This is a genomic window from Streptococcus sp. X13SY08 (assembly GCF_001182825.2).
GTDB lineage: Bacteria > Bacillota > Bacilli > Lactobacillales > Streptococcaceae > Streptococcus.
On sequence record NZ_LFYO02000002.1, the window covers coordinates 314,404 to 338,881 of the forward strand.

A 24,478-nucleotide genomic window follows, 5' to 3' on the forward strand; every position below is an offset into this window, starting at 1 on the left:
TAATAATATTATAGAACGTCTCTTAGGACGAAAAGGAGAAATAAGATGACAACATTCAATCGTATTCATCTAGTTGTGCTAGATTCTGTCGGAATTGGTGCTGCACCAGACGCTAACAACTTTGTTAATGCGAGTGTTCCGGATGGAGCTTCAGATACCTTGGGTCATATCTCAAAAACGGTAGGTCTCAATGTGCCAAATATGGCTAAAGTTGGTTTGGGAAATATTCCTCGCGAGACGCCACTTAAGACTGTTCCGGTTGAATCAAATCCAACGGGATATGTGACAAAATTGGAAGAAGTATCCCTTGGTAAAGATACCATGACTGGCCACTGGGAAATCATGGGTCTCAATATTACAGAACCATTTGATACATTTTGGAATGGTTTTCCTGAAGAAATTCTGACAAAAATTGAAGAATTTTCAGGTCGTAAAATTATTCGTGAAGCCAACAAACCATATTCTGGCACAGCAGTCATCGATGATTTTGGACCACGCCAAATGGGAACTGGAGAATTGATTGTTTATACGTCAGCTGACCCAGTTCTTCAAATCGCAGCTCATGAAGACATTATTCCGCTTGAAGAATTGTACAAGATTTGTGAATATGCTCGTTCGATTACGTTAGAACGTCCAGCACTTCTAGGTCGTATTATTGCCCGCCCATATGTTGGGGAACCTGGCAACTTTACACGTACTGCTAACCGTCACGATTACGCTGTATCACCTTTTGAAGATACTGTTTTGAACAAATTGGCTGATGCAGGTATTCCTACTTATTCAGTGGGTAAGATTAGTGATATCTTTAATGGTTCAGGTATTACAAACGATATGGGACACAACAAATCCAATAATCACGGCGTGGATACTCTCATTAAGGCTCTGCAACTACCTGAGTTTACAAAAGGATTCTCCTTCACTAACTTGGTAGATTTCGATGCCATGTATGGTCACCGTCGTGATGCACATGGTTATCGTGATTGCTTGCATGAATTCGATGAACGTTTACCAGAAATCATTGAGCACATGAAAGAAGATGATTTGCTTCTGATTACAGCTGACCACGGAAACGATCCGACTTATGTGGGTACAGACCATACACGTGAATATATCCCACTTTTAGCTTACAGCCCATCTTTCAAAGGAAATGGTGTGATTCCACAAGGACACTTTGCTGATATCTCAGCGACTATTGCTGAAAACTTTGGAGTTGATTCAGCCATGATTGGTGAAAGTTTCTTGAATACATTAGTATAATGGGGGCAGCAACGATGGAAGAAATAACCATGTATTACCACATCGATTGTGGTACATCCAATCAAGTTTTAGAACTAATTAGACAAAAGGGATTTGAACCAAAGTTGATTGATTATGTACAGAATCCCATCGGTGCAGAAAAATTGCAAGATTTATTAGATTTACTTGGATTAACTCCACGAGAATTGTTAAAGACGAGTATCCCTCTTTATAAGGAGCTAGATTTGGAGGATCCAGATTTATCTCAGGAATACATTTTTAAACAAATAGTAGATCATCCTATTTTGATGAATCGTCCTATAGTGATTACTTCTAAAGGTGCAAAGCTATGCAGACCAGCAGAGCTTGTCTTGGATCTCTTACCCTAAGGATATAAAGGTAAAATAGAAAGGAAATTATGTTGTTATTTGATAAAATTAAAGAAACAAGTGCTTTTTTGAAAGAAAAAGGCTTAGCAGCGCCTGAATTTGGTCTTATTTTAGGTTCAGGTTTGGGAGAATTGGCAGAAGAAGTAGAAAATGCCATTGTATTGGACTATGCAGACATTCCAAACTGGGGTCAGTCAACAGTTGTTGGCCATGCTGGAAAACTGGTTTACGGTGATTTAGCCGGACGTAAAGTTTTGGCACTTCAGGGGCGTTTCCATTTTTACGAAGGAAATCCACTTGAGGTGGTGACTTTCCCTGTTCGTGTCATGAAAGCACTCGGATGTGAGGGTGTTATCGTGACCAATGCAGCTGGAGGTATCGGCTATGGTCCAGGTACCTTGATGGCGATTAACGATCACATCAACTTGACTGGTCAAAATCCGTTGATTGGCGAAAATTTGGAAGAATTTGGTCCACGTTTCCCTGATATGTCTGATGCCTATACAGCAGCTTACCGTCAAAAAGCGCATGCCATTGCTGAGAAATTGGATATCCAATTGGAAGAAGGTGTCTATATCGGTGTGACAGGTCCTACTTATGAAACCCCTGCTGAAATTTGTGCCTTTAAAACTATGGGTGCTGACGCAGTTGGTATGTCTACAGTTCCTGAAGTTATCGTTGCAGCTCATTCTGGTATGAAAGTACTTGGAATTTCTGCTATTACAAATTTTGCGGCTGGCTTCCAATCTGAACTCAACCATGAAGAAGTGGTCGAAGTCACCCAACAAATCAAAGGCAACTTCAAAAACTTTATCAAGGAAGTGTTGAAGGAGTTGTAAGATGAATACAAAAAAACTTTTTCTTATTTGTGGTTTAGTGCAGATTTTCGTTGGACTTTTCCTCCTATTCAAAAACGACAATAGAACCTTAGGTATTATCTTCATGGGTTCGGGAGTTACCTTTACCGCCTTAGCTGCTCAAGAAGATAAGAAAAAATAAATATTATACTAGAAATAAAACTAAAAGGAAAGAGAGCGAGTTCTGCTCGATAGGAATTCGACCTCTGCCCTTTCTATATTCAATTAAACATTACGAAAAGAATGGACGCCGAATTTTGAAATTGAATTCGGACAGCCGTTCTATCTTTAACCAATAACGTAATAAAACGAAAGGAAGAGAGTCGGTTCTTTCTGATTTGAACTCGATCTCTAGCTTTTCTTATTCATATAAACAATGAAAGGAAAGGGTTTATATTCAGTTTAAATTGAATACGGGCGGAAAGCTCGGAAATTAGATGAACTAACTTGTGTGTTCGCATACTGCGTTAGTTCCCTAAATTTCAGTCGCTTTCTGTTCGCCCTTAATATCTTATGAGTATCCATATTTCCGCCGCTAAAGGCGATATCGCTGATAAAATTTTGCTTCCTGGTGACCCGCTTCGTGCGAAGTTCATCGCTGAGAATTTCTTAGAAGATGCGGTTTGCTTCAATGAAGTCCGCAATATGTTTGGTTACACTGGTACTTACAAGGGACATCGTGTTTCTGTTATGGGTACAGGGATGGGAATGCCATCCATTTCCATCTACGCGCGTGAACTCATTGTTGACTACGGCGTAAAAAAACTTATCCGTGTTGGGACTGCTGGTTCTATTGATCCTAATGTGCACGTTCGTGAATTGGTCTTGGCGCAAGCGGCAGCAACTAATTCAAATATTATTCGTAATGATTTCCCAGAATTTGATTTCCCACAAATCGCAGACTTTGATCTTCTTGACAAGGCTTATCATATTGCTAAAGGTTTAGGTATGACAACTCATGTCGGCAATGTTCTATCCTCTGATGTTTTCTATTCAAATATGCCAGAGCGTAATATGAAATTGGGTGAGCTTGGGGTCAAAGCTATCGAAATGGAAGCTGCAGCCCTCTATTATCTTGCTGCGCAACACCATGTTCAAGCGCTTGGAATTATGACTATTTCTGATAGTTTAGTCAACCTCGATGAAGACACAACAGCTGAAGAACGTCAAAATACTTTCACAGACATGATGAAAGTGGGGCTTGAAACCCTGATTGCAGAATAATGACTGATTCGCGTCAATCTATTGGTATTCTCTTGGATATCTACGCCTACGGTCCTGCTTTGAAAATAGCAGAGCGAGAAGCTAAGTTGTCTTCAACAGCACTTTATCTCCTTGAGATGGTCAAGGAGCGCCGCGAACTCAACGTTGCTTTTCTCTACACTCATGAGGAGAAAAATAAGGCTATCGAGGAGCAATATGGCTTGCAACTCTATCATAACGAGGAGCAGGAAGAGCAAATCGCCAACTATATTATGGATTTGGAAGCCAAGGTCAAAAATGCCGAAATCATTGACTTTGTACGTTCAGTGTCGCCGATTTTGTATCGACTATTCTTCCGCTTAGCTAAGCAGACTTTACCTGAGTTGGAATCGGTCATTCTGAATGCAAAGAATGATCAATATGATACTTGGAAATTCCATGAAATGGCGCAGCTCAAGAATCCTGTTTTTCAGGCATATATTAGTGAACGTCGTACTCGAAATGTGACGACATCCAGCCTCCTAGAGCTGCTGGAATTGTCTAATTTGCCGAAGGATACCGTGCAGCTCATGCAGGATTTGCGCCAGTTTGAAAAATCAGTCCGCAATCCCTTGGCGCATCTCATAAAACCATTCGACGAAGCAGAGCTTCATCGGACGACCAAATTTTCATCGAAGATTTTCTTAGAAAAAATTATTTTATTGGCGCAAAAAGCGGGTATTCATTACCAGCGCCAGCCATTTTACTTTAATCAAATCAACGATATTATCAAAAAAGAATGGACCTAATATGTAAAAACAGCTAGCTGATGCTAGCTGTTTTTTGATTAAATATTTATTTTAAAAAAATAGAAATGAATGGATTCTTTGCGCTGGGATAAAGAGTTAGTTGGTGAAAACGGTGGGTAAGAACTTAATGGCTATTTAGGAGATGTGATAAAACAATACTATTGAAATATCTGATATTTGGATAAATAAAAAGGTCCAGTGGACCTTTTTATTTTGTTTTGACGATGAGGCAATTTAGTAAAATTTTTTGAAGAAACAGCATGTCTATTGTTTCTATCTATCTCATTAAACAAAGCATTTACAAATGGGAGCCGATGGCACGTTCAGCTATTTTTTGGATTTTAATGATAGAATTATTTTGGTAGATGACCCCATTGATGAGAGTGCCATGGGCGCGGAGCGTAGGCAGAAGGCCGTAGCGTGGTGAAATAACTTGGGCTGTTTGAGGCAGCACGGTGAGCCCACCTTGATGATCAACCTGAGCCAAGCGTTGGTTCAATAAACTTCTTAGCAGAGAATTAGCTTTGTCATAGTTACTTGGTCGGAGGTGATAGCCTATAGCATTAATGACATGGTTAACAACAAGCTTTGCTTTCTCTTGGCTACAAATGACAAAACCTTTCTCTGATGCTGAAATATCTGATACTTGATTTAAGATATTCAATCGTCCTTGCTCAGCTGCTTCTAGAATACTTTTTGCAGAGTCTTCTGGCATGGGATTACGGAGGTTGATAATGGCTTTACCATACATATCTTGGTAGTTTTTTCTATCTGAATTAGTCATGAGTGGCCAAAGATCCGTAAACCAATCAGCCACGCGAGATGCTAATTGTTGTAGGAGATAGAGCTGACTTGGATACTTCTTAGCTAGCTGAATGCCTTTGATATCTGGTGCCAAATAGGTATTGAGGGTGGAATTCCAGTCTCTAAAACCAAGTTCCTGTAATTGCTTTTCAAAGAGATGATTAAAAGTTTGAAATGAAAAGCTTTCTTGCTGGCGCAAGTCTTCAAATATGGCATCTGACATGATAGACCAATTGATGTCAGGACCATCCAAAACCCGTACAGTAGGAAAGTAATTGGAGCGGGAAAAAGCATTTACAGACACTTTAGTTTGAGTAACTAACCACTTGATTACATCAACAGCGGCGAGTCCTGTTCCAACGACGGCGGCTGGTTCAGATGTCCAGTTCATACGACCGAGCTCTTTGATGGGATAAGGGGCCGCAATGTAATGAGGGCTACTTTCGAGTGAATAAGGATCCATAACCGGCAAATCTCCACAGCACAGATGAAGTTCATCAAAGATTGTTTCATACTTTTCAATCTTGAGACTAATTTTCCATTGTTGTGTTTTAGGTAAATAGATCAAGTCCTCGACTCGATTTTTTATCACTTTTGCATGTAACGTTTTAAGTAGGGATTGACCTTTTTCATACATGTATTGACCATAAAGAGGGCGCCCCACCTAGTTTTGATCTGTCGAGTAGCCATGTTCTTCCAGCCAGGTCATAAAGTCTCCCATATCGTGGTAATCAAAGGAAATATCATAGATAGGTGAATTGATAAGAGCTAGATTCATATCTTCTTGAAAAGGAATTCCACGACCAAAATGTTCCTGATCATCAAAATAGATGATGTCAAACTGCTCCAGCTTTTCTTTTCCTAAGTGAGAGAGGGCGAGTAGAACTGCAAAACCGCTAACTCCCATACCTACAATACCAATACTTTTTTTCATAGACTGTTCTCCTATGTTTATCATAGCATAAAATGTAGAACCTGTGAGTGAAATAGTAGAACTGTTCACTCATTTTAATGGAAAATATAGTAATGTGAGAAAGGAAGATGGGGATTCGGTCAGTGCAAGAATAGTAGGTCAGGAAAGAATTCTGTTGTCTGCAGCTATAGAAGGTTTGGGAATCGTCGTTTGGTCTCTTGTCCGAGCTGTGTTATAATAAGAACATGCAAAAACGACCAACATCCGCCTACATTCACATTCCATTTTGTCCGCAAATTTGTTACTACTGTGATTTTTCTAAGGTTTTTATCAAAAATCAACCTGTTGATGAGTATTTGGCAGCCCTCATGGAAGAAGTAAAATACTATGACCTTCCTGCTTTGCGGACGCTTTATATCGGTGGTGGAACGCCATCGGCTTTGTCAGCGGAACAACTGGACTATCTCCTGACCAACTTAGAAACGCTACTGGACTTGTCTCAGATTGAAGAATTTACGATTGAAGCCAACCCTGGGGATTTGACACCTGATAAAATTGCTGTACTGGCAAAGTCCAAATGTAACCGCGTATCATCGGGGGTTCAAACCTTCGATGACCGCATGCTCAAGAAAATTGGTAGAAGCCATAATCAAGAACAAATCTATGAAACGATTGCAGCCCTCAAAGCGGCAGATTTTCATAATATTTCCATTGATTTGATCTATGCTCTTTCTGGTCAGACCATGGAGCAGGTGGAAGGCAATGTAGCCAGAGCACTTGCCTTGGATATTCCTCATATGAGTCTTTATAGCTTAATTTTGGAAAATCATACTGTTTTTATGAATCGTCAGCGTCGGGGCAACCTCCATTTACCAAATGAAGATGTGGAGTCCGATATGTTTGACTACATCTTGCAGGAGTTGGAGAAGAATGGTTTTGAACACTACGAGATTTCTAATTTTACCAAGCCAGGATTTGAAAGTCGCCACAATCTCATGTATTGGGATAACAGTGAGTATTATGGTCTCGGAGCGGGAGCTTCTGGCTATCTGACTGGCATGCGCTATCGCAATCGTGGTCCCATTCAGCATTATCTCAAGTCTGTTAGAGAAAAAGGTCATGCTCGTTTGCATGAAGAAATGCTATCACTAAAAGAGCAGATGGAGGAAGAAATGTTCCTAGGTCTGCGTAAAAAAACAGGAATTTCAAAAGCGCGATTTAAGGAAAAGTTCGGTCTGACTTTTGACGAGCGCTATGGACAAATTGTAAGTGATTTGAAAACTGAAGGTTTATTACAAGAAGAAGGCGATGTTGTTCGGATGACAAAAAAGGTCTCTTTTTTGGGCTTACGTTATAAGGAAACAGTGATTATTCCTTTTGATATGGTGGATATGACACACCAGATTAAGTTATCTAATTTTATCTCGTATTGCCTAGTAGTATCGGGACGTCAGTCAGCTTCTCTTGGCCGCAGTGATATAGAGATTTTTGAGGCTTATGGTGTAGTTTGGGTGGTAACAGATTACGAATTGAACATCAACCGATTGCCGCTCTATAATGAGAGAGTCACTATTGAGACGGAAGCACTCTCCTACAATAAATTTTTCTGTTATCGTAAATTTTTCATCTATGACGAAAGTGGCGATTTGCTTCTTGATATCTTGTGCTATTTTGTGTTGATTGATTTTGAAACACGCCAGCTGGTGCCAGTGCCGGATGATTTGGTGGCACCCTATCAGTCTGAAAAAATTAAAAAAGTGCATCGGGCCCCAAAACTAGCTACGCTTAATGAGCCCAATGTGCAAGAATACCATGTGCGTTATTTTGACATTGATATGAATGGTCATGTCAATAATGGTAAGTATTTCGAGTGGATGTATGATGTACTGGATGTGGAATTTCTGACCCATCATGTTCCGACTAAAATTGCGCTTAAGTACGTCAAGGAAGTTTCACCAGGTGGCACGATTGAATCTCAGCATTTCTTGGACATGGCGGAGCTGGTTAGTCATCATGCCATAGTAGCCGAAGGACAAGTCCGTGCTCAAGCTCGTATGGAATGGAGAAAAGAAAATGGTAGAAACGGATGAAAAATGGCTAGATTGGGCGATGCGCTTGCAAAGTTTGGCACAAAATGGGTTGGCGTACACAACAAATACCTTTGACAAGGAACGATTTGAAGAAATTCGGCAAATTGCGGCGGAAATGTTGGTCACTCCATCAGGAATGCACCTTGAAAAGGTAGAAGAATTATTTTGCAACGAAACGGGTTATCAAACACCAAAACTAGATACCCGCGCAGCCATTTTCCAAGAGAATCAAATTCTCTTAGTCCAAGAAAATGATGGTTTATGGGCACTTCCTGGAGGATGGTGTGATGTAGACCAGTCCATTATGGACAATACTATCAAAGAAGTGGAGGAAGAGGCGGGGCTGACTGTGACTGCCGAGCGCTTAATTGCTGTATTGGATAAGCATAAGAGTCAGCCTAGCCGAAGTGTCCACCATGTGACAAAGTGTTTTGTCTTATGTCAGCGCGTGAGTGGGGAATTTGTGGTCAACTCTGAAACCATTGCGAGTGCCTATTTTACTTTGGACAGCTTACCAGAATTGTCTCTAGGAAAAACGACACCAGAGCAGATTGCGCTTTGCTTTGAAGCTAATCAGGCAGAACATTGGGAAACGGTTTTTAATTAAAGTGAGGAAGGAGAACTATGGCTTATCAGGGATATTTGATTGATTTAGATGGCACGATTTATATGGGGAAGGACCGTATTCCCGCTGGAGAGAGATTTGTCGCTCAATTACAAGAACGGAAGTTACCGCATTTATTTGTGACCAACAATACGACACGCACACCTGAGCAGACTCAGCACATGCTGTCTAGTCAATTTGGCGTTGTGACCCCCCTTTCAACTATTTACACAGCTACTATGGCAACCATTGACTTCATGAAGGATTTGGACAAGGGGAACACAGTGTATGTTATCGGAGAAGAGGGGCTCAAAACAGCTATTGCGGACGCAGGTTACCAGATTGATGAAGAAAATCCAGCCTACGTAGTGGTTGGGTTGGACTGGAATGTGACTTATGAGAAATTAGCAACCGCAACCTTAGCGATTGAGCGCGGAGCGACTTTTATTGGGACTAACCCAGACCTCAATATTCCGACAGAAAGAGGTCTATTACCAGGGGCAGGTTCCTTACTGGCACTCTTAGAGGCAGCGACTCGAGTGAAACCTTTGATTATGGGCAAACCCGAAGCGACCATCATGAACAAGGCTTTGGAGCACCTTGCGACAGAGCGTCACAAGACACTCATGGTAGGCGATAATTACCTGACAGATATTCGTGCAGGGATTGATAATGGTTTTCCTACCTTGTTGGTACTGACGGGGTTCACAAAAAAAGAAGAAGTAGTTCATTTACCCATCGCGCCGACCTATGTGCTAGATTCTTTAGATGAATGGAGTTTCAATGAAACATAAATTTCAAGCGAGTTTTAGCCTTTTAAATGTACTTGCCTTTGCTATTTTAGCAACCATTTATTTAGCTTGGGTATTTTACCCACTAGAAATCAAGTGGCTTGGTTTGGAAAATATTGTTTATATGAAGGCTGCCGATATTTCTTACAATTTTAATACTCTCATGCATTATTTGACGAATCCTTTTCAACAGGTTTTGTCCATGCCCAATTTTTCATCATCTGATGCTGGTTTGCATCATTTCCATCAAGTGAAAATTCTCTTTCACCTTGCTCAGGTCATTTTCCTTCTTACCTTACCTGCGCTGATTTTATTCATTAAAAATGTGATCTTAAAAGGTTATGGACATCTCTTTCAAAGAAAATTTGTGATAGCAGCTATCTTGCCCATTGTGATTGGCTTTCTAGCATTTTTGATTGGATTTGATACGTTCTTTGTCCTCTTTCACAAACTTCTTTTTCCGGGTGACTCGACATGGCTTTTTGATCCCAATCAAGATCCAGTTATCTACATTTTGCCGCAAGATTTCTTCATGCACTGCTTTATTTTATTCTTTTTCTTGTATGAATTTCTTATGTGCGCCATGATTTTCCTTTGCTGTAAGAAAAAAGTAGTGTAAGTGTTGACAACTAGCGTTTTCCAGTGTATAATGTTAACGACTTTGAAATTGAGGGGAGCAAACGTGCGGTTACCAAAGCTGGTACTCTTCAAGAAACACGTAAACGTGAATTCTACGAAAAACCATCTGTAAAACGTAAACGCAAATCAGAAGCAGCTCGTAAGCGTAAAAAATTCTAATAAATGATGAAAAACAGCTGCTTGCTGTTTTTTATTTTACTAGTTTGATTTAAAAAAGGAGACCCTATGTCTATTCTCGTTACTGGTGGTGCTGGATATATCGGCAGTCACACTGTTGTGGAATTATTAGAACTTGGTAAAGAGGTCGTTATTATAGATGACTTGTCTAATGCCAGTAGCAAGGTGATTGACCGCATCGAAAATATTACAGGCAAACGACCTGCTTTTTATCAGTTGGATGTCAAGGACAAGAATGCCCTGCGTACAGTCTTTGAAAAAGAGGATATTGAGTCAGCCATTCATTTTGCCGCCTTCAAAGCTGTCGGAGAATCTGTTCAAAAACCAGGACTATATTATGAGAATAATCTCATGGGTATTTTGGCCTTAGTGGAAGTTATGTTAGAGTTTGATGTGAAGAAAATCGTCTTCTCATCCAGCGCGACAGTTTATGGTTCTTTCAACCCATCTCCGTATAAGGAAGATATGCCAGTTGGTGTGCCAACAAGTCCATATGGACAAACAAAGGTTATGTGTGAGCAAATCTTGCGTGATATCTATGTAGCTGACAACAACTGGTCTATTTCGCTCTTGCGCTATTTCAATCCAATCGGAGCGCATGAGTCAGGATTGATTGGGGAAGATCCATCTGGCATTCCAAATAACCTCATGCCATTTATCGCTCAAGTCGCTGTTGGAAAGCGTGAGTTTCTCAATATCTTTGGGGACGACTACGATACGGAAGACGGGACTTGTGTTCGTGATTACATACACGTGGTGGATTTGGCAAGAGGGCATGTCAAAGCCTTGGGAAAATTAGAGTTAACACATTTGTCCAAGTTACAGGTGTAGAAGTCCCCTACAAAATTGCACCACGTCGTGCGGGAGACCTACCAGTATTTTATGCCAATGCGGATAAAGCACTAGCTGAACTCAATTGGACAACTGAAAAATCGATTGAAGACATGTGCCGTGATACATGGAACTGGCAATCTAAAAATCCAAACGGATACCAAGGTTAATACAAAAAAGAAGCTTTCGAGCTTCTTTTGCATTTTAAGATAAAAAACAGACCGAAGCCCGTTTTTCTAAAATTATTTATTAGCCAACAAATCACGAATTTGGATAAGTAATTCTTCTTGAGTTGGACCAGCCACAACCTCTTCTTCAACCTTCTTAGGCATTGCTTTTTCAGCAGCTTTAACGATGAAGAAAAGAACGGTACCAATAATCAAGAAGTTGATGATTGCGCTGAGGAAGTTGCCGTAAGCAACACCATTCCATTTAAGTTGTGAAATATTTTCAGCATCAACAGCTTTCAAAGCTGGATTCAAGAGAAGTGGTGTAATGACATCTGCTACCAAAGAATCGATGATTGCCTTGAATGCAGCCCCGATGATAACCGCTACAGCAAGGTCAAGAACGTTGCCGCGGAATAAAAATGCTTTTAAATCTTTTAACATATCCTAAATATGTCCTTTCATAATATATTTTAACTACTATTATAGATAATTTAATTTATTTTACAAGCATGGAATCGCTTGTGATTTGGAAAAGGAGGAGCTATGATTTCAAAAGATACGATTAATGAAATTAAGGCAGCCGTCAACATTGTCGATGTGATTGGCGAAACGGTAGCTCTGACAAAGGCTGGACGCAATTATTTAGGACTTTGTCCATTTCACGGCGAGAAAACACCCTCTTTCAATGTGGTTGAAGACAAGCAGTTTTACCATTGTTTTGGATGTGGTAAATCAGGAGACGTTTTTAAATTTATTGAGGAGACACAAGGGATTTCCTTTGCGGACAGTGTGCAGTTAGTAGCTGAAAAGGCTGGTTTCCAGATGGATATTGCTGCGCGTCAGCCACACACGCATCAGGAACGCCATCCGAATCAAGTTCTCTATGATATTCATAAGGAAGCGACCAAGTTTTATCATGCATTGTTAATGACCACTAAAATGGGAGAGGAAGCGCGTCTCTATTTGCATGATCGTGGTTTGTCGGATGAAGTGATTTCCTATTTTCGGATTGGTCTAGCGCCGAGTGAGCAGAATCTACTCTTTCGTAGTTTATCCCATAAGTTTTCGGAAAAAGATTTGCTTCATTCAGGTCTCTTCAATGCGGCTGATCATAATTTGATTTACGATGCTTTTCAGGGAAGAATTATGTTTCCTCTGACAGATGAATATGGTCGGGTGGTGGCATTTTCAGGACGGATTTGGACACAGGCTGATTTGGCAAATAAGCAGTTGGCTAAGTACAAAAACAGTCGTAGTACTGCTATTTTCAATAAAAGCTATGAACTCTATCATCTGGACAAGGCTAAGGCTGCTATCAAAAAGCAACGGGAAGTCTACTTGATGGAGGGCTTCATGGATGTCATTGCAACCTATCGCAGTGGGATTGAGAATGCGGTAGCTTCCATGGGAACGGCTCTGACGCCTGAGCACGTGAATCATTTGGGCAAGCATTGTAAGAGAATCGTCTTAACCTATGATGGAGATAAGGCAGGACAGTCAGCAACGGCAAAGGTTTTGGAAGAGTTACAGAACTTTGAAGTGGAGATTGTTTCCTTGCCGGATGGAATGGATCCAGATGAATTTGTTCAAAAACATTCGGAAGAAGCGCTTCATCAGGTGTTAACGAAATCCCGTATCAGTGATGTAGAATTTTTGATTTCTTATCTTAAACCTGAAAATCCTGATAATTTGCAGATGCAGATTGAGTTTGTAGATAAGATGGCACCGATTATTGCTAGGACCAAGTCCATCACGGCTCAGAATTCTTATATTTATAAGGTAGCAGATCTCTTACCTGATTTTGACTATCAGCAAGTGGAGATGGCTGTCAATAATCTTCGACTAGCACAGCGCAGTCAGATTAGTCAGCAATCGCAACAGAGACAAGCAACGCAGCCTGTGGCGCAGATGCCTATGCAGACCAAGATCTCCAGTCTCCTGAGGACGGAAAACCATCTCTTTTATCGGATGCTAGAACATCCCTATATTCTCAATGATTATCGACTGAGGGAAGATTTTCACTTTGCAACTCCAGAGTTGCAAGTTTTGTTTGAATTACTTTCTGAAAATGGAGAAATTACGTCTTATGACTTGGCACAGCAGGAAGATACAGTTCAGCATGCTTGGTATCGGGTTTTAGAAGAAAAATTACCTCAAGAAGTTGGTTCAAATGAGTTAGAAGAACTGGAATTGGCACGTAATCGCGAATTGATAAAGAGAGACAATCGATTGAAGTCGCGTAGCATTCGCGAACAATCACATGTTGGAAACAATGATGCTGCTCTCGATGAGCTAGCACAGCTTATTTTACAAAAAAGAAAAATGGAGTAAATATGGCGACTAAAAAACCAGAAAAGAAAACAGAAGTAACGACTTTTGATGTGCAAGTTGCAGAGTTTATCCGCAACCACAAAAAACAAGGAACAGCCGTAGACGATGAAATCAATGACACGCTGGTCATTCCTTTCACTCTTGCTGCAGACGGTATGGATGATTTGCTCCAACGAATCCAAGATGCAGGAATTTCAATCGTGGATAAGGGTGGAAATCCAAGTTCACGTGTCATGCAGACAGAAGAAGAGCCTGAATTGTCAGATGAAGAATTGCTGGGAAGCAACTCTGCTAAAGTCAATGACCCTGTTCGTATGTACTTAAAAGAAATCGGTGTAGTGCCGCTCTTGACCAATGAAGAAGAGCAAGAGTTAGCCTTGGCGGTTGAAGCAGGTGATGTGGAAGCTAAACAACGTTTGGCAGAAGCCAACTTGCGTTTGGTGGTCTCTATCGCAAAACGTTATGTGGGACGTGGCATGCAGTTCTTGGACTTGATTCAAGAAGGCAACATGGGTCTTGGATTCGTCAGGCTATCACTCGTGCTATCGCGGATCAAGCTCGTACTATCCGTATTCCTGTGCACATGGTGGAAACCATCAATAAATTGGTTCGCGAGCGGCGCAATCTCTTGCAAGAATTGGGACAAGATCCAACACCAGAGCAAATCGCTGAGCGTATGGATATGACACCTGATAAAGTCCGTGAAATCCTCAAAATTGCTCAAGAGCCAGTTTCTCTTGAAACACCAATCGGTGAGGAAGACGATAGCCATCTGGGTGATTTCATCAAAGACGAAGTGATTGAGAATCCAGTAGATTATACAACGCGTGTTGTTCTTCGAGAACAATTAGATGAAGTATTAGATACATTGACGGACCGTGAAGAAAATGTTTTGCGTCTTCGTTTTGGTCTTGACGATGGTAAAATGCGCACTTTGGAAGATGTTGGTAAAGTCTTCAATGTTACGCGTGAGCGTATCCGCCAAATCGAAGCTAAAGCCCTTCGTAAACTCCGCCATCCATCCCGCAGCAAACCACTCCGCGACTTTATGGAGGATTAAAGAGGTTCCCCGAACTTTTTTAACCGCTCGCAAAAAAGAAAAATAGAGCATAATCTGTAAAAAATGGAGTAATCTCAATTAATCCACTGCTTACCTGCTAAGAAAGAAAGTGTGATCATGTATACAGAAGAACAAGTAAAAGAGATTCAAGAGCGCATTTTTCTAGCGCTAGAAGAAGTGATTGACCCTGAATTAGGGATTGATATTATCAATTTAGGTCTTATCTATGAAATTCGTTTTAAAGAGGGAAAAACTGAGATTGACATGACTTTGACAACGATGGGATGTCCTTTGGCAGATTTGATTACGGACCAGATTCATGACGTCCTAAAGAGCGTTCCAGAAGTGACAGAAGTAGACGTGCGTCTAGTTTGGTCACCTGCTTGGACAGTCAATAAAATGAGTCGCTACGCTCGTATTGCTCTTGGAATTCGATAAAAAATAAGCATCTTGGATAGATGCTTATTTTTTTATTATGGTAAGAGATCATCACTTTCTTCAACATATAAAGGAGAGGTTGTTGGATCGGATGAGTCATTCGTATCTTTGGCAGGAATAGTTGCTTCATCTTGCGCTTCATCACCTAAATAAACTTTTTCTGATGGTATTTCTTTTTTAGGTTTTGACGTTTCTTCTTCAGTTGATGAAGGTTGAGTAGGAAGGAGTGTTCCTTCTGTGGGAAGATTATCATCAGGAGCTAATAATTCGTCATCACTAATCCAATTTGGTTCAGTTGAATCTTTATCAGTCTGAGGTTTTTGACTCTCTCCAGTCGAAGTTCCCAATAATTCATCATCGTTAATCCAGCCATCTTGGTCAGTAGCTTGTTTTGAAGAATCTGGATTTGGATTTGCCGCATCAGCAGCAACGACATTTTCTTGGTAGATACCTTCTTTGATTTCTTCAGACATGTTTGACAGTGCGATGTGGTGGCCACGTGCGACATAGCCCTCCTCTGGTAAGATTTGTACTCCAGCCATAATACCAGCAAACGTATCCCGCTTGGTTCTCTTACGAACAACAAAGGCAAATTGACGGTTATTTTGTCCATTATAACGAAGGTGTGCATGCGGACCTGCATCAATCACAATAGTGATATATTTATTTTTATCATAGGGTGCAGTCACGCTGTTTGTATGTGGTCGATTTGTATCGCTGCTATCCAATGGTTTCTCGCTATTACTTGGCACATAGGCACCTATGATGGGACGTTTTAAACCAAATTTTGCTAAGAAAATACCTGTGGATACTTTTTGATTCAATACTTGGCCAGTTGGATAGTCAAGAGATCCAGTCCAATGAATGAATTCAATTTGATCATTATCTGGAAATGATGTTGGGAAGCTGAATCCTTTTGCAAGAGCTTCCTTCCAAGCCAAGTCATTTCGGACATGAACGTGGAAACCAGCCTGTTTCATATTGTTATATTCTAATTTACCAAAGTTAAAGGTAGTAAATTTTATGAGTGCGTAGTCGCCAGAATGCACGTTTTGTGTGCTCAAATCTCCAGTAAGAACAGCAGGTGTATCACGATGTTTTTCATGACGGAAAGCAGCAGTTACTGTTAAGTTTTGCTTTAGTACACCGTCTTCTGGTAAGTTGGTTAACCATTTCTTAAAGAAATAAGATGGGCTTGCAACTAATTCTGGTGCTTTGATGCCTAATTGATGAAGATTGGTCCCCTTCTTCACAAGATAAGTAACTGTTTTTCCAGTTTGCTGTCCCACTTTCAATAGACCAGCATCTTTGGCGTAGCCTAAATCTGCATCCCCATCTTGAGCCACAAAGCTTAAAAGATAATAGCTGTTAATATCGTGAATATGATTCATGATTTCTGGGTGATTCATAAGGACTTGTTTTTTTGATAGTTTAGAACGATCAACGGTCTCTGTAATATATGGGCCAAACATATCAACTGTTTCTAATTCGGGCTTACCTGGAAGATCATACTCAACAAAATCATAAATGGCGTTTCCATCTCCAAATGGCTTAGTAGCATCAATCGGCTCCATATGATGATGGTCGTCATGAGGATAGGTAAAGACATTGTGCTCAACATCAAGAATTTCTTCTTCGGAGTGTGAGGGATTTGTTCGAATGGCGCGGTCGATTTTTTCGGCTATTAGTTTTCCAATAGCTGGAGGAAATTGATTTGGGTTTTTACAAAATCTGTACCACTAATAACATTTTTTGTCTTTGGTTGCTCGAATTCGTTTGCTTGATAAGTCTTTTTTGCTTCCTCAAGATATTTTGATGGAATAAAATGTTCCCACTTTGTATTCACTAATTGTGAATACGGAATCACATGGATATCATCTTGATTTCCATTGTGAGCTACCATTAATCCCAAATCAGATGTTTTGATAACATGTTTTCCATCGAATAGGAAACCATCATCTGTCTTATAATGCACGCCAGGAAATTGTTGTTTCCCATCCTTATCACGTTTCGTAGCATCACTTGCTTTATTAGTGTTAGTAGGGTTGGTTCCTGTAGGTTTTTGAACTTTATGTGGTTTATTGGGGTGATGATTTGTATTTGGAGAAGAAGTTGAAGCTCCATGTTGATGATTTTGAGGAGCGACAACTGAAGCTCCGTTCGTTACTAAATCTTTTTTCCAAATATAATGATAATGATCACCGTGGCGAACCATATAACCGTTTGCATCTTCGGAAACGATATCATCCGGATTAAATACGTAGCCATCTCCACCATGATTAGCAGAGTTGTGTCCTGGCTCTGTAGATTTAGCAGCAGTATTTGCCTGAGTTTTTTTATCGGCAGGGATTAAGTATTCCCATTTAGTACCTTTTAAGTCATTATAAAAGAAGAAGTGGCTATGACCGTCATGTTCTACTACAATACCGTCTTCAATTTTACTTTGAATTTGACTTTCGTTGGTTAATAAAAAGCCATCATCAGTCGGTTTATCAATTCCCGGAACAGAACTTCTTTGTTTTTCGCCTTTTTCTTTCGTTTCTTTTATATTTTTTTGGCCTGTTTTTGCTCTTTTTTAGGCTCTTGAGAAGAGGAGTTTTTTGCATTGGTTTGACAGGCTGCTAAACTAAGTTGGCAAGTTAAAAGGATACCCGTTAGATAGAGTATACGTGTACGTTTTTTCATTTTTTTAAATTATCCTTATCCAGTTAATTATTTACCGATTAATTATAACACGAGATCGGATGAGAAGCAAGATGAGTTAGGAAAATATAAAAAATCCTATTACCATTGACAGTTATAGGATATTTAAGCTTATTTATGTAGGAAATTTTTCAAGATATCAACACCGTAAATCCAGAAGAAACTGTAAGTTAGAATGGAAATGGGACGGCAGAGCAGAGTAATAGTGATAAATTTACGATAGCTCATACTAGTAAGTCCTGTGATCATCACAACGATATCGGCTGGTGTGAAAGGAGCTACCATACAGAAGATGAAAAATAGTTCATAGCCACGTTTATCATCAATCTTACTTTCATATTTGTAAAAGGTCTCATCACTCATAAAGAGAAGGCAAAATTTCTTACCATATCGGCGCGCTAACCAAAAGAGGATAAGAGAACCAATGCAAATGCCAATATAGTTGACCACAAATCCCCACCAGTGTCCAAAGACTAAGAAGCCAACAACAGTAGTGACTCCTCCTGGAATCACTGGGAAGACAACTTGAATAATTTGAATGAGAATATAGGTTAAACTTCCCCAAGCACCTTGGCTTTCAATAGTATGTTTGAGAACATTTTGGTCGTTCAAAATACCGATTTTATAAAGCCAGATGAGGAGGAAGAAAGTCGCAATCAGTACTAGGACGCTGAGGACTTTTATCGTTTTTTGCCAGAATTTATACATAGTCATATTGTACCATAAAGAAGTTAAAGTGTAGTGGAATATCTGAGGAATGAAATTGTTTTGCAATTTCATTTTAAATTTGTTATACTATTAAGCGTATCGTCGTAACGGGGTCGTTACGGATTCGACAGGCATTATGAGGCTTGTTATGCAACTCATCGGCAGATGTAAAATTGCCAGTTAAATATAACTGCAAAAAATACAAACTCTTACGCATTAGCAGCCTAAACACCTGCGTGCGTGACCTGACATAGATTGCTTGTGTTTGTCGTTAGGTCTTAAAATAACAAGCTACGTTGGTTTATTGTCTAGCTAAATCAAAAGAGATTCATAGACTCGCTGACTGAAGAGTTGAGTTATGTCTCGTCAGTTCAGTTAAAGGAAATGCATAACCTATAGTTGTAGACGAATAAGTTAGCAGGTGTTTGGACGTGGGTTCGACTCCCACCGGCTCCATGATGGAAGATTACTCAAGAGGCTTAAGAGGCCGTGTTGGAAACGCGGTAGGCGTGTTAAAGCGTGCGTGGGTTCGAATCCCATGTCTTCCGTCCCAAAGCATTGCAGTAGCAGTGCTTTTTTATTTGTATTTTTTATGAAAAGAAAGTGGTCAAGTGACCACTTTCAGTATTAAAGATTGATTTTTTTAGTCATGATGTAATGCGTTCCAAAGTAGAAGCCGATAGCAAGCAGAATATCAATGACTGTCATAATTGGATAAACGGTAAAGAAATCAAGTGGGTTAGATAAATCTTCCATATTGCTTAAAAGAGAAACGTTGATAATAGATTCAATAATTCCCAAAGCGGTTGTCATGCCAAAGTAGAAGACCACTGCAAGTAGGATACGATGATCTCTAAAGAGTTGACCGAGAGAGATGGCGAAGTACATAAGAAGAATGCTGCTGACTGTGCTCACGCTAGCGTAGCCCAATACACGTAAAATGGTGCCAAAATCAGCGACTCGTCCAAGTTCAGAGAAAGCAGCAGACCAATCCATTTCATGCCATCCAGAGATAGTAGCGAGTCCAATGATAATGGCAAAACTTACAAAGCCCATAAGGAGAGCGAGTACTTGCCAGATAATAGCAGCAACTAACTTACTAAGAAGGATTTGATGGCTGGTGACAGGAAGTGTTATCGTGAGGTAACCTTGACGGCTATAAATATTTTTGTAAAAACGTCGAAGGATTAAAAGCCAAGTTGAAATCATCAAACCGCCAATAATCAAGGTAAAAATGATGATTGTCAGCATAAAGAGCTAACCTTCGGTATCCATAGTTGCACTATTGATAGAGTTGCTGATGTCTTCACGACTGCGAAGAACCAAAGTTTGTATCCATAATCCTAGGACGACGGATAGAATGGCGATGATACCGTACAGTCCCAGATACCATTTGCCAGCTGATTTAAATTCGTATTTTAACAATTTTCCAAACATCTTGCTCTCCTTTCTTAAGCCTTGAAATCACGGCGGAAGAGTTCATCGATGGATTCTCCGCTTTCGATTCGTAAGTCATCTACATTGCCATGACGAACGACACTTCCTTATTGAAGGAAAATCACTTCGTCAAGGATTTGTTCCACATCTGAAATCAAGTGAGTTGAAATGATGACAGAAGAAGTAGGAGAGTAATTGTTGATGATGGTGCGAAGGATGTAGTCGCGAGCAGCAGGGTCCACGCCTCCGATTGGTTCATCGAGAATGTAGAGTTGAGCTTGGCGGCTCATCACTAAAATCAATTGAATTTTTTCCTTGTTTCCTTTTGAAAGGTGTTTCATTCGACTTTGCACACCGATGTTAAGGTCCTGCAGAAGGTGGAGGGCGCGTTCCATATCAAAATCGCTATAAAAATCTTGAAAGAATTCAACAGCTTCCATGACTTTCATCCAAATAAGTCGTATCTGGTAGATAAGAAACAATTTTCTTAGTTTCAGGCGAAGGTCGATGTCCGTTGATGAGGATTTGTCCATAATTTGGTTGGAGCAAGCCATTCAAGAGCTTGATGAGCGTTGTTTTACCAGAACCGTTTGGCCCTAAAAGTCCAATGATTTTACCTGCTGATAATTTCAAATTGACATTGTTGAGGGCGAACATACTGCCGTAGGATTTGGAAACTTGTTGCAATTCTACGAGGGTCAATTGTCTGTCCATATTATTCTCCTTTCAAGTAGCGATCTACTTGTTTTGCTAATTCTTCTTTTTCAAAACCTAGTTTTAACATGTTATCTACGAAGTTTTTCAATTCATCTTGCGCTAATTGCACACGTGTTTGACGAATCAGTTCGTGGTTGTCGGTGACGAAGCGTCCTGTTGTGCGCATCGAGTAGACAAAACCTTCTGTCTCTAAGTCAGAAAGTGCACGTTGAACGGTATTGGGGTTGACGCCGGCCGTTTCGGCCAAATCCCTGACTGTTGGCAGTTTATCGCCAGACTTGAGCTGGTTAGTCACAATTTGCAGTTTAATGATGTTGCTGATTTGCATATAAATCGGAAGTTTGTTATCGAATTTCCAAGCCATAAGAATCTCCTTTCTGTATTTTTGTGTTAAATCTATAATACAATTTTTCCTATTAAAATGCAAGTATTATCTTCTATTTTTTTGTATAATAATGTAATAAGAAAGATTTTCAAGAAAAGGAGTAGCCATGCTAGCACAAATAGATACCAAAACCGTTTATATTTTCATGGATAGCATGGTGACGCTAGAACAATATGTGGCGCGTGCGAAAGACTTGGGGTATCAAGCTTTAGGCGTGATGGATGTGGACAATCTGTATGCCGCATATAGTTTTATGGAGGCTTGTTATAAGGTTGAGATTCAGCCCATTATTGGTTGTCAAATGGATCTGGAAGTTGGAGAAGAAGGAAGTGGTCGAGAGCTAACATTTCAACTGATTGCCTTATCGACAGAAGGCTATCGTCATCTTCTCAAAATTTCCACTGCGAAAATGATGGGCAAACACCACCTATCTGATATAGTACAATATCTTCCAGATGTGCAAGTTATCTTGCCAATTCAAGAAGGAATAGAGGATGTAGATTTACCAGTTGATTATTGGTTGGGGCTTTATCCGGATAGTCCGCTACCTGAAACTGATCGTCAGATTATTGCCCTTCATACAGTCCGATATTTTGAGGAAAATTCGACCAGCATCGAGACTTTACAAACCTTACACGCCATTCGTGACAATACCACCTTACAACAGGTGCAAGATGTGCCTAGTCATCAGGCATTGCTGAGTCCGGAGCAATTGGCTCAACTATTTTTGCATGCTCCAGAAGCGCTTGAAAATCTGGAAAAATTAGTCACACAGATTTCTTATCATTTAGACCAAGAGTTGAAATTGCCTCGCTTCAATCGCGAGCGGGTGGCAGTGGAAGAATTAGCTGAAAGGGCACAAGCTGGTCTTCTAGCGAAAGGGCTGACTGGCTCAGATTACCAAGAGCGATTGGCTAAGGAATTAGCTATTATCCACGAAATGGGCTTTGATGATTATTTCTTAATTGTCTGGGATTTATTGCGTTTTGGTCGGAGTCAGGGCTACTATATGGGAATGGGACGTGGTTCGGTGGTCGGTAGTTTGGTAGCATATGCACTAGAAATCACAGGCATCGACCCTGTGAAGCATAATCTCCTTTTTGAACGTTTCCTTAATAGGGAACGGTACAGTATGCCCGATATTGATATTGATATTCCAGATATTTATCGGGGTGAATTCATCCGTTATGTGCGGGACCGTTATGGTAGTATGCGTACAGCGCAAATTGTGACCTATTCAACCTTTGGCGCCAAGCAAGTTATTCGAGATGTCCTAAAACGTTTTGGCGTTCCTGAATATGAGCTCAACAATGTCACCAAGAAGATTTCCTTTAGAGATAGTTTGGCAAGTGCCTATGAGCGCAATGCAGCTTTTCGTCAGGTTATCAATAGTAAAATAGAATATCAGCGCGCATTTGAGATTGCCAAACAAATCGAAGGACAACCACGTCAGACCTCTATCCATGCGGCGGGTGTGGTTGTGAGTGATGAGGAGTTGACGGATACTATTCCACTCAAGCAGGGGGATGATATGCTGATTACTCAGTACGATGCTCATGCTGTTGAGGCAAATGGCCTTTTAAAAATGGACTTTCTGGGTTTGCGCAATTTGACTTTCGTTCAAAAAATGCAAGAAATTGTTGCTGAAAAATACAATACAGTGATTGATGCAGCACAAATTGATTTAGAAGATGTAGAAACCCTGAAATTATTTGCGGCCGGTCAGACAAAAGGGATTTTTCAATTTGAACAACCAGGAGCTATCAACTTACTAAAGCGTGTGAAACCGAGTCGCTTTGAAGATATTGTAGCCACTACCAGTCTTAATCGCCCAGGAGCCAGCGATTACCTAGAAAATTTTATCAAGCGTAAATATGGACATGAAGAAATCAATTTGTTGGATCCGTCCATCGCAGAGATACTGCAGCCGACTTACGGGATTATGCTCTATCAAGAGCAGGTCATGCAAATTGCCCAGCGCTACGCGGGCTTTACTCTTGGGAAAGCTGATCTGCTGCGTCGCGCTATGTCCAAAAAAAATGCGGCAGAAATGCAGTTGATGGAAGCTGATTTTTTGGCTGGTGCTATTGCAAATGGTCATGAGGAAGCAGCGGCTAAGAGTATTTTCGCCATCATGGCGAAATTTGCAGGTTACGGATTTAACCGTAGTCACGCTTATGCCTATTCGGCACTCGCTTTCCAGTTGGCTTATTTCAAGACTCATTATCCAGATGTCTTCTTTGATGTTATGCTTAATTATTCAAGCGCTGACTACATCACGGACGCACTGCAATTTGGCTTTCAAGTAGCAAAGTTGTCCGTCAACAATATTCCCTATCATGATAAATTTTTAGATCAAAAGATTTATATGGGACTCAAGAATATCAAGGGATTGCCTCGGGATTTAGCTTTTTGGATGATAGAGAATCGTCCCTTCAAGAGTGTGGAAGATTTCGTTCTCAAATTACCAGAAAAATTCAAGAAAAAAGACATCCTAACACCTCTTATTCAGCTAGGTCTCTTTGATGAATTTGAGTCCAATCGACAAAAAACCATTGTCAACCTTGATAATCTATTTGTCTTTGTGGATGCCTTTGGAACTTTTTTTGCTGAGGAATCCTATGCTTGGACAGATTCTGAGGACTATAGTGACAGCGAAAAATACGATTTAGAACAGAGTGTTTTAGGGGTTGGTATTAGTCCGCATCCCTTAGTTGCATTGCAAAAAGCTGCACATCAACCCTTTCAGGCATTGGTGGATTTGACAGTCGGACAAAAGGCTCTTATTCTTGTTCAAGTCCAACACATTCGCGTCATTCGCACCATTTGTTTCCAGAAGTCTATAAACGCTATCAATCCTTGCTTACAGAAGGTAGTATGTTCTACCTGACAGGAAAGATACAGGAGCGTGATGGCAATCTGCAAATGGTACTGGAAAAGCTTGAATTGCCCAATGCTGAAAAATGCTGGATTTTGCTGGAAAATCATCAACATGACCAAGAAATCGCACATATTTTAGAAGCCTATCAAGGAACGATTCCTGTGGTCTTACATTATCAAGATAGTAATCGAACCATTCAGGTTGAGCAGTTTTTGGTTGAAAAATCAGTCGAATTGGAAGAAGCTTTAAAGGAATACGCTTTGAAAACGGTTTTTCATTAAAAAAGACCGAGAAAGGCTGGGCAAGCCAATAGCAAATGTGATATA

20 protein-coding genes, 1 tRNA gene, 1 other RNA gene and 8 pseudogenes are annotated in these 24,478 nt (G+C 40.3%); 19 read left to right on the forward strand and 11 right to left on the reverse strand.

The annotated features are described in order from the left end of the window. The first annotated feature begins 45 nt into the window (after positions 1–45). The 6 genes from AEX56_RS02180 to AEX56_RS02200 all read left to right on the forward strand — a co-directional run bounded on the left by AEX56_RS02180 (position 46) and on the right by AEX56_RS02200 (position 4,473). Positions 46–1,257 carry a phosphopentomutase gene (locus AEX56_RS02180; RefSeq protein ID WP_049617727.1) on the forward strand — a complete coding sequence of 404 codons (1,212 nt, stop codon included), beginning with the start codon at positions 46–48 and terminating at the stop codon, positions 1,255–1,257. Positions 1,258–1,271: 14 nt separating this feature from the next. After that, positions 1,272–1,625: an ArsC/Spx/MgsR family protein gene (locus AEX56_RS02185; RefSeq protein ID WP_049618228.1), complete on the forward strand. Its 354-nt coding sequence runs from the start codon at positions 1,272–1,274 to the stop codon at positions 1,623–1,625. A 29-nt stretch (positions 1,626–1,654) separates the two neighbouring features. Continuing rightward, entirely contained in the window at positions 1,655–2,464 is an 810-nt protein-coding gene (locus tag AEX56_RS02190) for a purine-nucleoside phosphorylase (protein WP_049617728.1), read from the forward strand. Position 2,465: 1 nt separating this feature from the next. Further along, the gene (locus AEX56_RS08530) at positions 2,466–2,624 is read left to right on the forward strand and encodes a hypothetical protein (protein WP_160315162.1); all 159 of its coding nucleotides are present in this window, start codon (positions 2,466–2,468) and stop codon (positions 2,622–2,624) included. Between the two features lie 371 nt (positions 2,625–2,995). Continuing rightward, a complete protein-coding gene (gene deoD / locus AEX56_RS02195) occupies positions 2,996–3,706 on the forward strand; it encodes a purine-nucleoside phosphorylase (protein ID WP_049617729.1) in 711 nt (236 codons plus the stop codon). Beyond that, positions 3,706–4,473, forward strand: a complete 768-nt coding sequence (locus AEX56_RS02200; protein ID WP_049617730.1) for a hypothetical protein — start codon at positions 3,706–3,708, stop codon at positions 4,471–4,473. The genes deoD and AEX56_RS02200 overlap by 1 nt, the downstream gene beginning before the upstream one ends. Before the next feature lie 298 nt (positions 4,474–4,771). Here AEX56_RS02200 and AEX56_RS02205 read toward each other — a convergent pair. Then, positions 4,772–6,211, reverse strand: a pseudogene (locus AEX56_RS02205) (FAD/NAD(P)-binding protein). A gap of 224 nt (positions 6,212–6,435) precedes the next feature. On the opposite strand from AEX56_RS02205, the pseudogene hemW reads away from it, so the two are divergent. The 7 genes and pseudogenes from hemW to galE all read left to right on the forward strand — a co-directional run. After that, positions 6,436–7,914: pseudogene (gene hemW, locus AEX56_RS08840) on the forward strand (radical SAM family heme chaperone HemW); the annotation flags it as partial. A 111-nt stretch (positions 7,915–8,025) separates the two neighbouring features. Next, entirely contained in the window at positions 8,026–8,280 is a 255-nt protein-coding gene (locus AEX56_RS09470) for a hypothetical protein (protein ID WP_443031013.1), read from the forward strand. After that, entirely contained in the window at positions 8,264–8,887 is a 624-nt protein-coding gene (locus AEX56_RS02215) for an NUDIX hydrolase N-terminal domain-containing protein (RefSeq protein WP_049617731.1), read from the forward strand. The genes AEX56_RS09470 and AEX56_RS02215 overlap by 17 nt, the downstream gene beginning before the upstream one ends. Before the next feature lie 17 nt (positions 8,888–8,904). Continuing rightward, positions 8,905–9,678 carry a TIGR01457 family HAD-type hydrolase gene (locus AEX56_RS02220; RefSeq protein WP_049617732.1) on the forward strand — a complete coding sequence of 258 codons (774 nt, stop codon included), beginning with the start codon at positions 8,905–8,907 and terminating at the stop codon, positions 9,676–9,678. After that, entirely contained in the window at positions 9,668–10,294 is a 627-nt protein-coding gene (locus tag AEX56_RS02225) for a TIGR01906 family membrane protein (protein WP_049617733.1), read from the forward strand. The genes AEX56_RS02220 and AEX56_RS02225 overlap by 11 nt, the downstream gene beginning before the upstream one ends. A gap of 23 nt (positions 10,295–10,317) precedes the next feature. Then, complete coding sequence (gene rpsU / locus AEX56_RS08145; RefSeq protein ID WP_082326149.1) at positions 10,318–10,473, forward strand: 30S ribosomal protein S21; 156 nt, start codon at positions 10,318–10,320, stop codon at positions 10,471–10,473. A 66-nt stretch (positions 10,474–10,539) separates the two neighbouring features. Further along, positions 10,540–11,492 (forward strand): annotated as a pseudogene (galE, locus tag AEX56_RS02230) (UDP-glucose 4-epimerase GalE). A 72-nt stretch (positions 11,493–11,564) separates the two neighbouring features. Here the strand turns inward: galE and mscL are convergent. Beyond that, positions 11,565–11,933 carry a large conductance mechanosensitive channel protein MscL gene (mscL, locus tag AEX56_RS02235; RefSeq protein WP_049617734.1) on the reverse strand — a complete coding sequence of 123 codons (369 nt, stop codon included), beginning with the start codon at positions 11,931–11,933 and terminating at the stop codon, positions 11,565–11,567. 102 nt (positions 11,934–12,035) lie between these two features. On the opposite strand from mscL, the gene dnaG reads away from it, so the two are divergent. The 3 genes and pseudogenes from dnaG to AEX56_RS02250 all read left to right on the forward strand — a co-directional run bounded on the left by dnaG (position 12,036) and on the right by AEX56_RS02250 (position 15,321). Continuing rightward, positions 12,036–13,823: a DNA primase gene (gene dnaG, locus AEX56_RS02240; RefSeq protein ID WP_049617735.1), complete on the forward strand. Its 1,788-nt coding sequence runs from the start codon at positions 12,036–12,038 to the stop codon at positions 13,821–13,823. A 2-nt stretch (positions 13,824–13,825) separates the two neighbouring features. Further along, positions 13,826–14,883: pseudogene (locus tag AEX56_RS02245) on the forward strand (sigma-70 family RNA polymerase sigma factor). Between the two features lie 117 nt (positions 14,884–15,000). Beyond that, positions 15,001–15,321, forward strand: coding sequence for a metal-sulfur cluster assembly factor (locus tag AEX56_RS02250; protein ID WP_049617736.1), 321 nt, complete (start codon positions 15,001–15,003; stop codon positions 15,319–15,321). A 35-nt stretch (positions 15,322–15,356) separates the two neighbouring features. Here the strand turns inward: AEX56_RS02250 and AEX56_RS08375 are convergent, their stop codons facing one another. The 5 genes and pseudogenes from AEX56_RS08375 to AEX56_RS02265 form a co-directional block, all read right to left on the reverse strand. After that, on the reverse strand, positions 15,357–16,895 hold the full coding sequence (locus AEX56_RS08375; protein WP_053093898.1) for a hypothetical protein: 1,539 nt from the start codon (positions 16,893–16,895) through the stop codon (positions 15,357–15,359). Positions 16,896–17,104: 209 nt separating this feature from the next. Next, positions 17,105–17,593 (reverse strand): annotated as a pseudogene (locus AEX56_RS09475) (pneumococcal-type histidine triad protein); the annotation flags it as partial. 68 nt (positions 17,594–17,661) lie between these two features. After that, a pseudogene (locus tag AEX56_RS09480) lies at positions 17,662–17,827 on the reverse strand (pneumococcal-type histidine triad protein); the annotation flags it as partial. A 38-nt stretch (positions 17,828–17,865) separates the two neighbouring features. After that, on the reverse strand, positions 17,866–18,006 hold the full coding sequence (locus AEX56_RS08535; RefSeq protein ID WP_160315163.1) for a hypothetical protein: 141 nt from the start codon (positions 18,004–18,006) through the stop codon (positions 17,866–17,868). Positions 18,007–18,135: 129 nt separating this feature from the next. Then, the gene (locus AEX56_RS02265; RefSeq protein WP_049617738.1) at positions 18,136–18,732 is read right to left on the reverse strand and encodes a TVP38/TMEM64 family protein; all 597 of its coding nucleotides are present in this window, start codon (positions 18,730–18,732) and stop codon (positions 18,136–18,138) included. A 109-nt stretch (positions 18,733–18,841) separates the two neighbouring features. Here AEX56_RS02265 and ssrA point away from each other — a divergent pair. Both ssrA and AEX56_RS02270 read left to right on the forward strand, forming a co-directional pair. Beyond that, positions 18,842–19,191: a transfer-messenger RNA gene (ssrA, locus tag AEX56_RS08155) on the forward strand. Between the two features lies 1 nt (position 19,192). After that, positions 19,193–19,280: transfer RNA gene (locus AEX56_RS02270), tRNA-Ser, on the forward strand. 79 nt (positions 19,281–19,359) lie between these two features. On the opposite strand, the gene AEX56_RS02275 is transcribed toward AEX56_RS02270, so the two are convergent. The 4 genes and pseudogenes from AEX56_RS02275 to AEX56_RS02290 all read right to left on the reverse strand — a co-directional run bounded on the left by AEX56_RS02275 (position 19,360) and on the right by AEX56_RS02290 (position 21,250). Further along, entirely contained in the window at positions 19,360–19,983 is a 624-nt protein-coding gene (locus AEX56_RS02275; RefSeq protein ID WP_049617739.1) for a hypothetical protein, read from the reverse strand. A 6-nt stretch (positions 19,984–19,989) separates the two neighbouring features. Further along, positions 19,990–20,169 (reverse strand): hypothetical protein, encoded by a 180-nt coding sequence (locus tag AEX56_RS02280; RefSeq protein ID WP_049617740.1) that lies wholly within the window; start codon positions 20,167–20,169, stop codon positions 19,990–19,992. Between the two features lie 14 nt (positions 20,170–20,183). Beyond that, positions 20,184–20,883: pseudogene (locus AEX56_RS02285) on the reverse strand (ABC transporter ATP-binding protein). A 1-nt stretch (position 20,884) separates the two neighbouring features. Continuing rightward, on the reverse strand, positions 20,885–21,250 hold the full coding sequence (locus AEX56_RS02290) for a GntR family transcriptional regulator (RefSeq protein ID WP_049617741.1): 366 nt from the start codon (positions 21,248–21,250) through the stop codon (positions 20,885–20,887). 127 nt (positions 21,251–21,377) lie between these two features. On the opposite strand from AEX56_RS02290, the pseudogene AEX56_RS02295 reads away from it, so the two are divergent. Beyond that, a pseudogene (locus AEX56_RS02295) lies at positions 21,378–24,433 on the forward strand (DNA polymerase III subunit alpha). Positions 24,434–24,478: the final 45 nt, after the last annotated feature.

What these genes read in the sequence shown, in the direction of transcription:
- AEX56_RS02190 (WP_049617728.1), top strand. Translation starts at nt 1,655, where the DNA reads ATGTTGTTATTTGATAAAATTAAAGAAACAAGTGCTTTTTTGAAAGAA.
- AEX56_RS02220 (WP_049617732.1), top strand. Translation starts at nt 8,905, where the DNA reads ATGGCTTATCAGGGATATTTGATTGATTTAGATGGCACGATTTATATG.
- mscL (WP_049617734.1), bottom strand. Translation starts at nt 11,933, where the DNA reads ATGTTAAAAGATTTAAAAGCATTTTTATTCCGCGGCAACGTTCTTGAC.
- AEX56_RS08375 (WP_053093898.1), bottom strand. Translation starts at nt 16,895, where the DNA reads ATGGAGCCGATTGATGCTACTAAGCCATTTGGAGATGGAAACGCCATT.
- AEX56_RS02185 (WP_049618228.1), top strand. Translation starts at nt 1,272, where the DNA reads ATGGAAGAAATAACCATGTATTACCACATCGATTGTGGTACATCCAAT.
- AEX56_RS02280 (WP_049617740.1), bottom strand. Translation starts at nt 20,169, where the DNA reads ATGTTTGGAAAATTGTTAAAATACGAATTTAAATCAGCTGGCAAATGG.
- dnaG (WP_049617735.1), top strand. Translation starts at nt 12,036, where the DNA reads ATGATTTCAAAAGATACGATTAATGAAATTAAGGCAGCCGTCAACATT.
- AEX56_RS02290 (WP_049617741.1), bottom strand. Translation starts at nt 21,250, where the DNA reads ATGGCTTGGAAATTCGATAACAAACTTCCGATTTATATGCAAATCAGC.
- AEX56_RS08535 (WP_160315163.1), bottom strand. Translation starts at nt 18,006, where the DNA reads ATGAAAAAACGTACACGTATACTCTATCTAACGGGTATCCTTTTAACT.
- AEX56_RS02215 (WP_049617731.1), top strand. Translation starts at nt 8,264, where the DNA reads ATGGTAGAAACGGATGAAAAATGGCTAGATTGGGCGATGCGCTTGCAA.
- deoD (WP_049617729.1), top strand. Translation starts at nt 2,996, where the DNA reads ATGAGTATCCATATTTCCGCCGCTAAAGGCGATATCGCTGATAAAATT.
- AEX56_RS02275 (WP_049617739.1), bottom strand. Translation starts at nt 19,983, where the DNA reads ATGCTGACAATCATCATTTTTACCTTGATTATTGGCGGTTTGATGATT.
- AEX56_RS02180 (WP_049617727.1), top strand. Translation starts at nt 46, where the DNA reads ATGACAACATTCAATCGTATTCATCTAGTTGTGCTAGATTCTGTCGGA.
- AEX56_RS02200 (WP_049617730.1), top strand. Translation starts at nt 3,706, where the DNA reads ATGACTGATTCGCGTCAATCTATTGGTATTCTCTTGGATATCTACGCC.
- AEX56_RS02265 (WP_049617738.1), bottom strand. Translation starts at nt 18,732, where the DNA reads ATGTATAAATTCTGGCAAAAAACGATAAAAGTCCTCAGCGTCCTAGTA.
- AEX56_RS08530 (WP_160315162.1), top strand. Translation starts at nt 2,466, where the DNA reads ATGAATACAAAAAAACTTTTTCTTATTTGTGGTTTAGTGCAGATTTTC.
- AEX56_RS09470 (WP_443031013.1), top strand. Translation starts at nt 8,026, where the DNA reads ATGAATGGTCATGTCAATAATGGTAAGTATTTCGAGTGGATGTATGAT.
- AEX56_RS02250 (WP_049617736.1), top strand. Translation starts at nt 15,001, where the DNA reads ATGTATACAGAAGAACAAGTAAAAGAGATTCAAGAGCGCATTTTTCTA.
- AEX56_RS02225 (WP_049617733.1), top strand. Translation starts at nt 9,668, where the DNA reads ATGAAACATAAATTTCAAGCGAGTTTTAGCCTTTTAAATGTACTTGCC.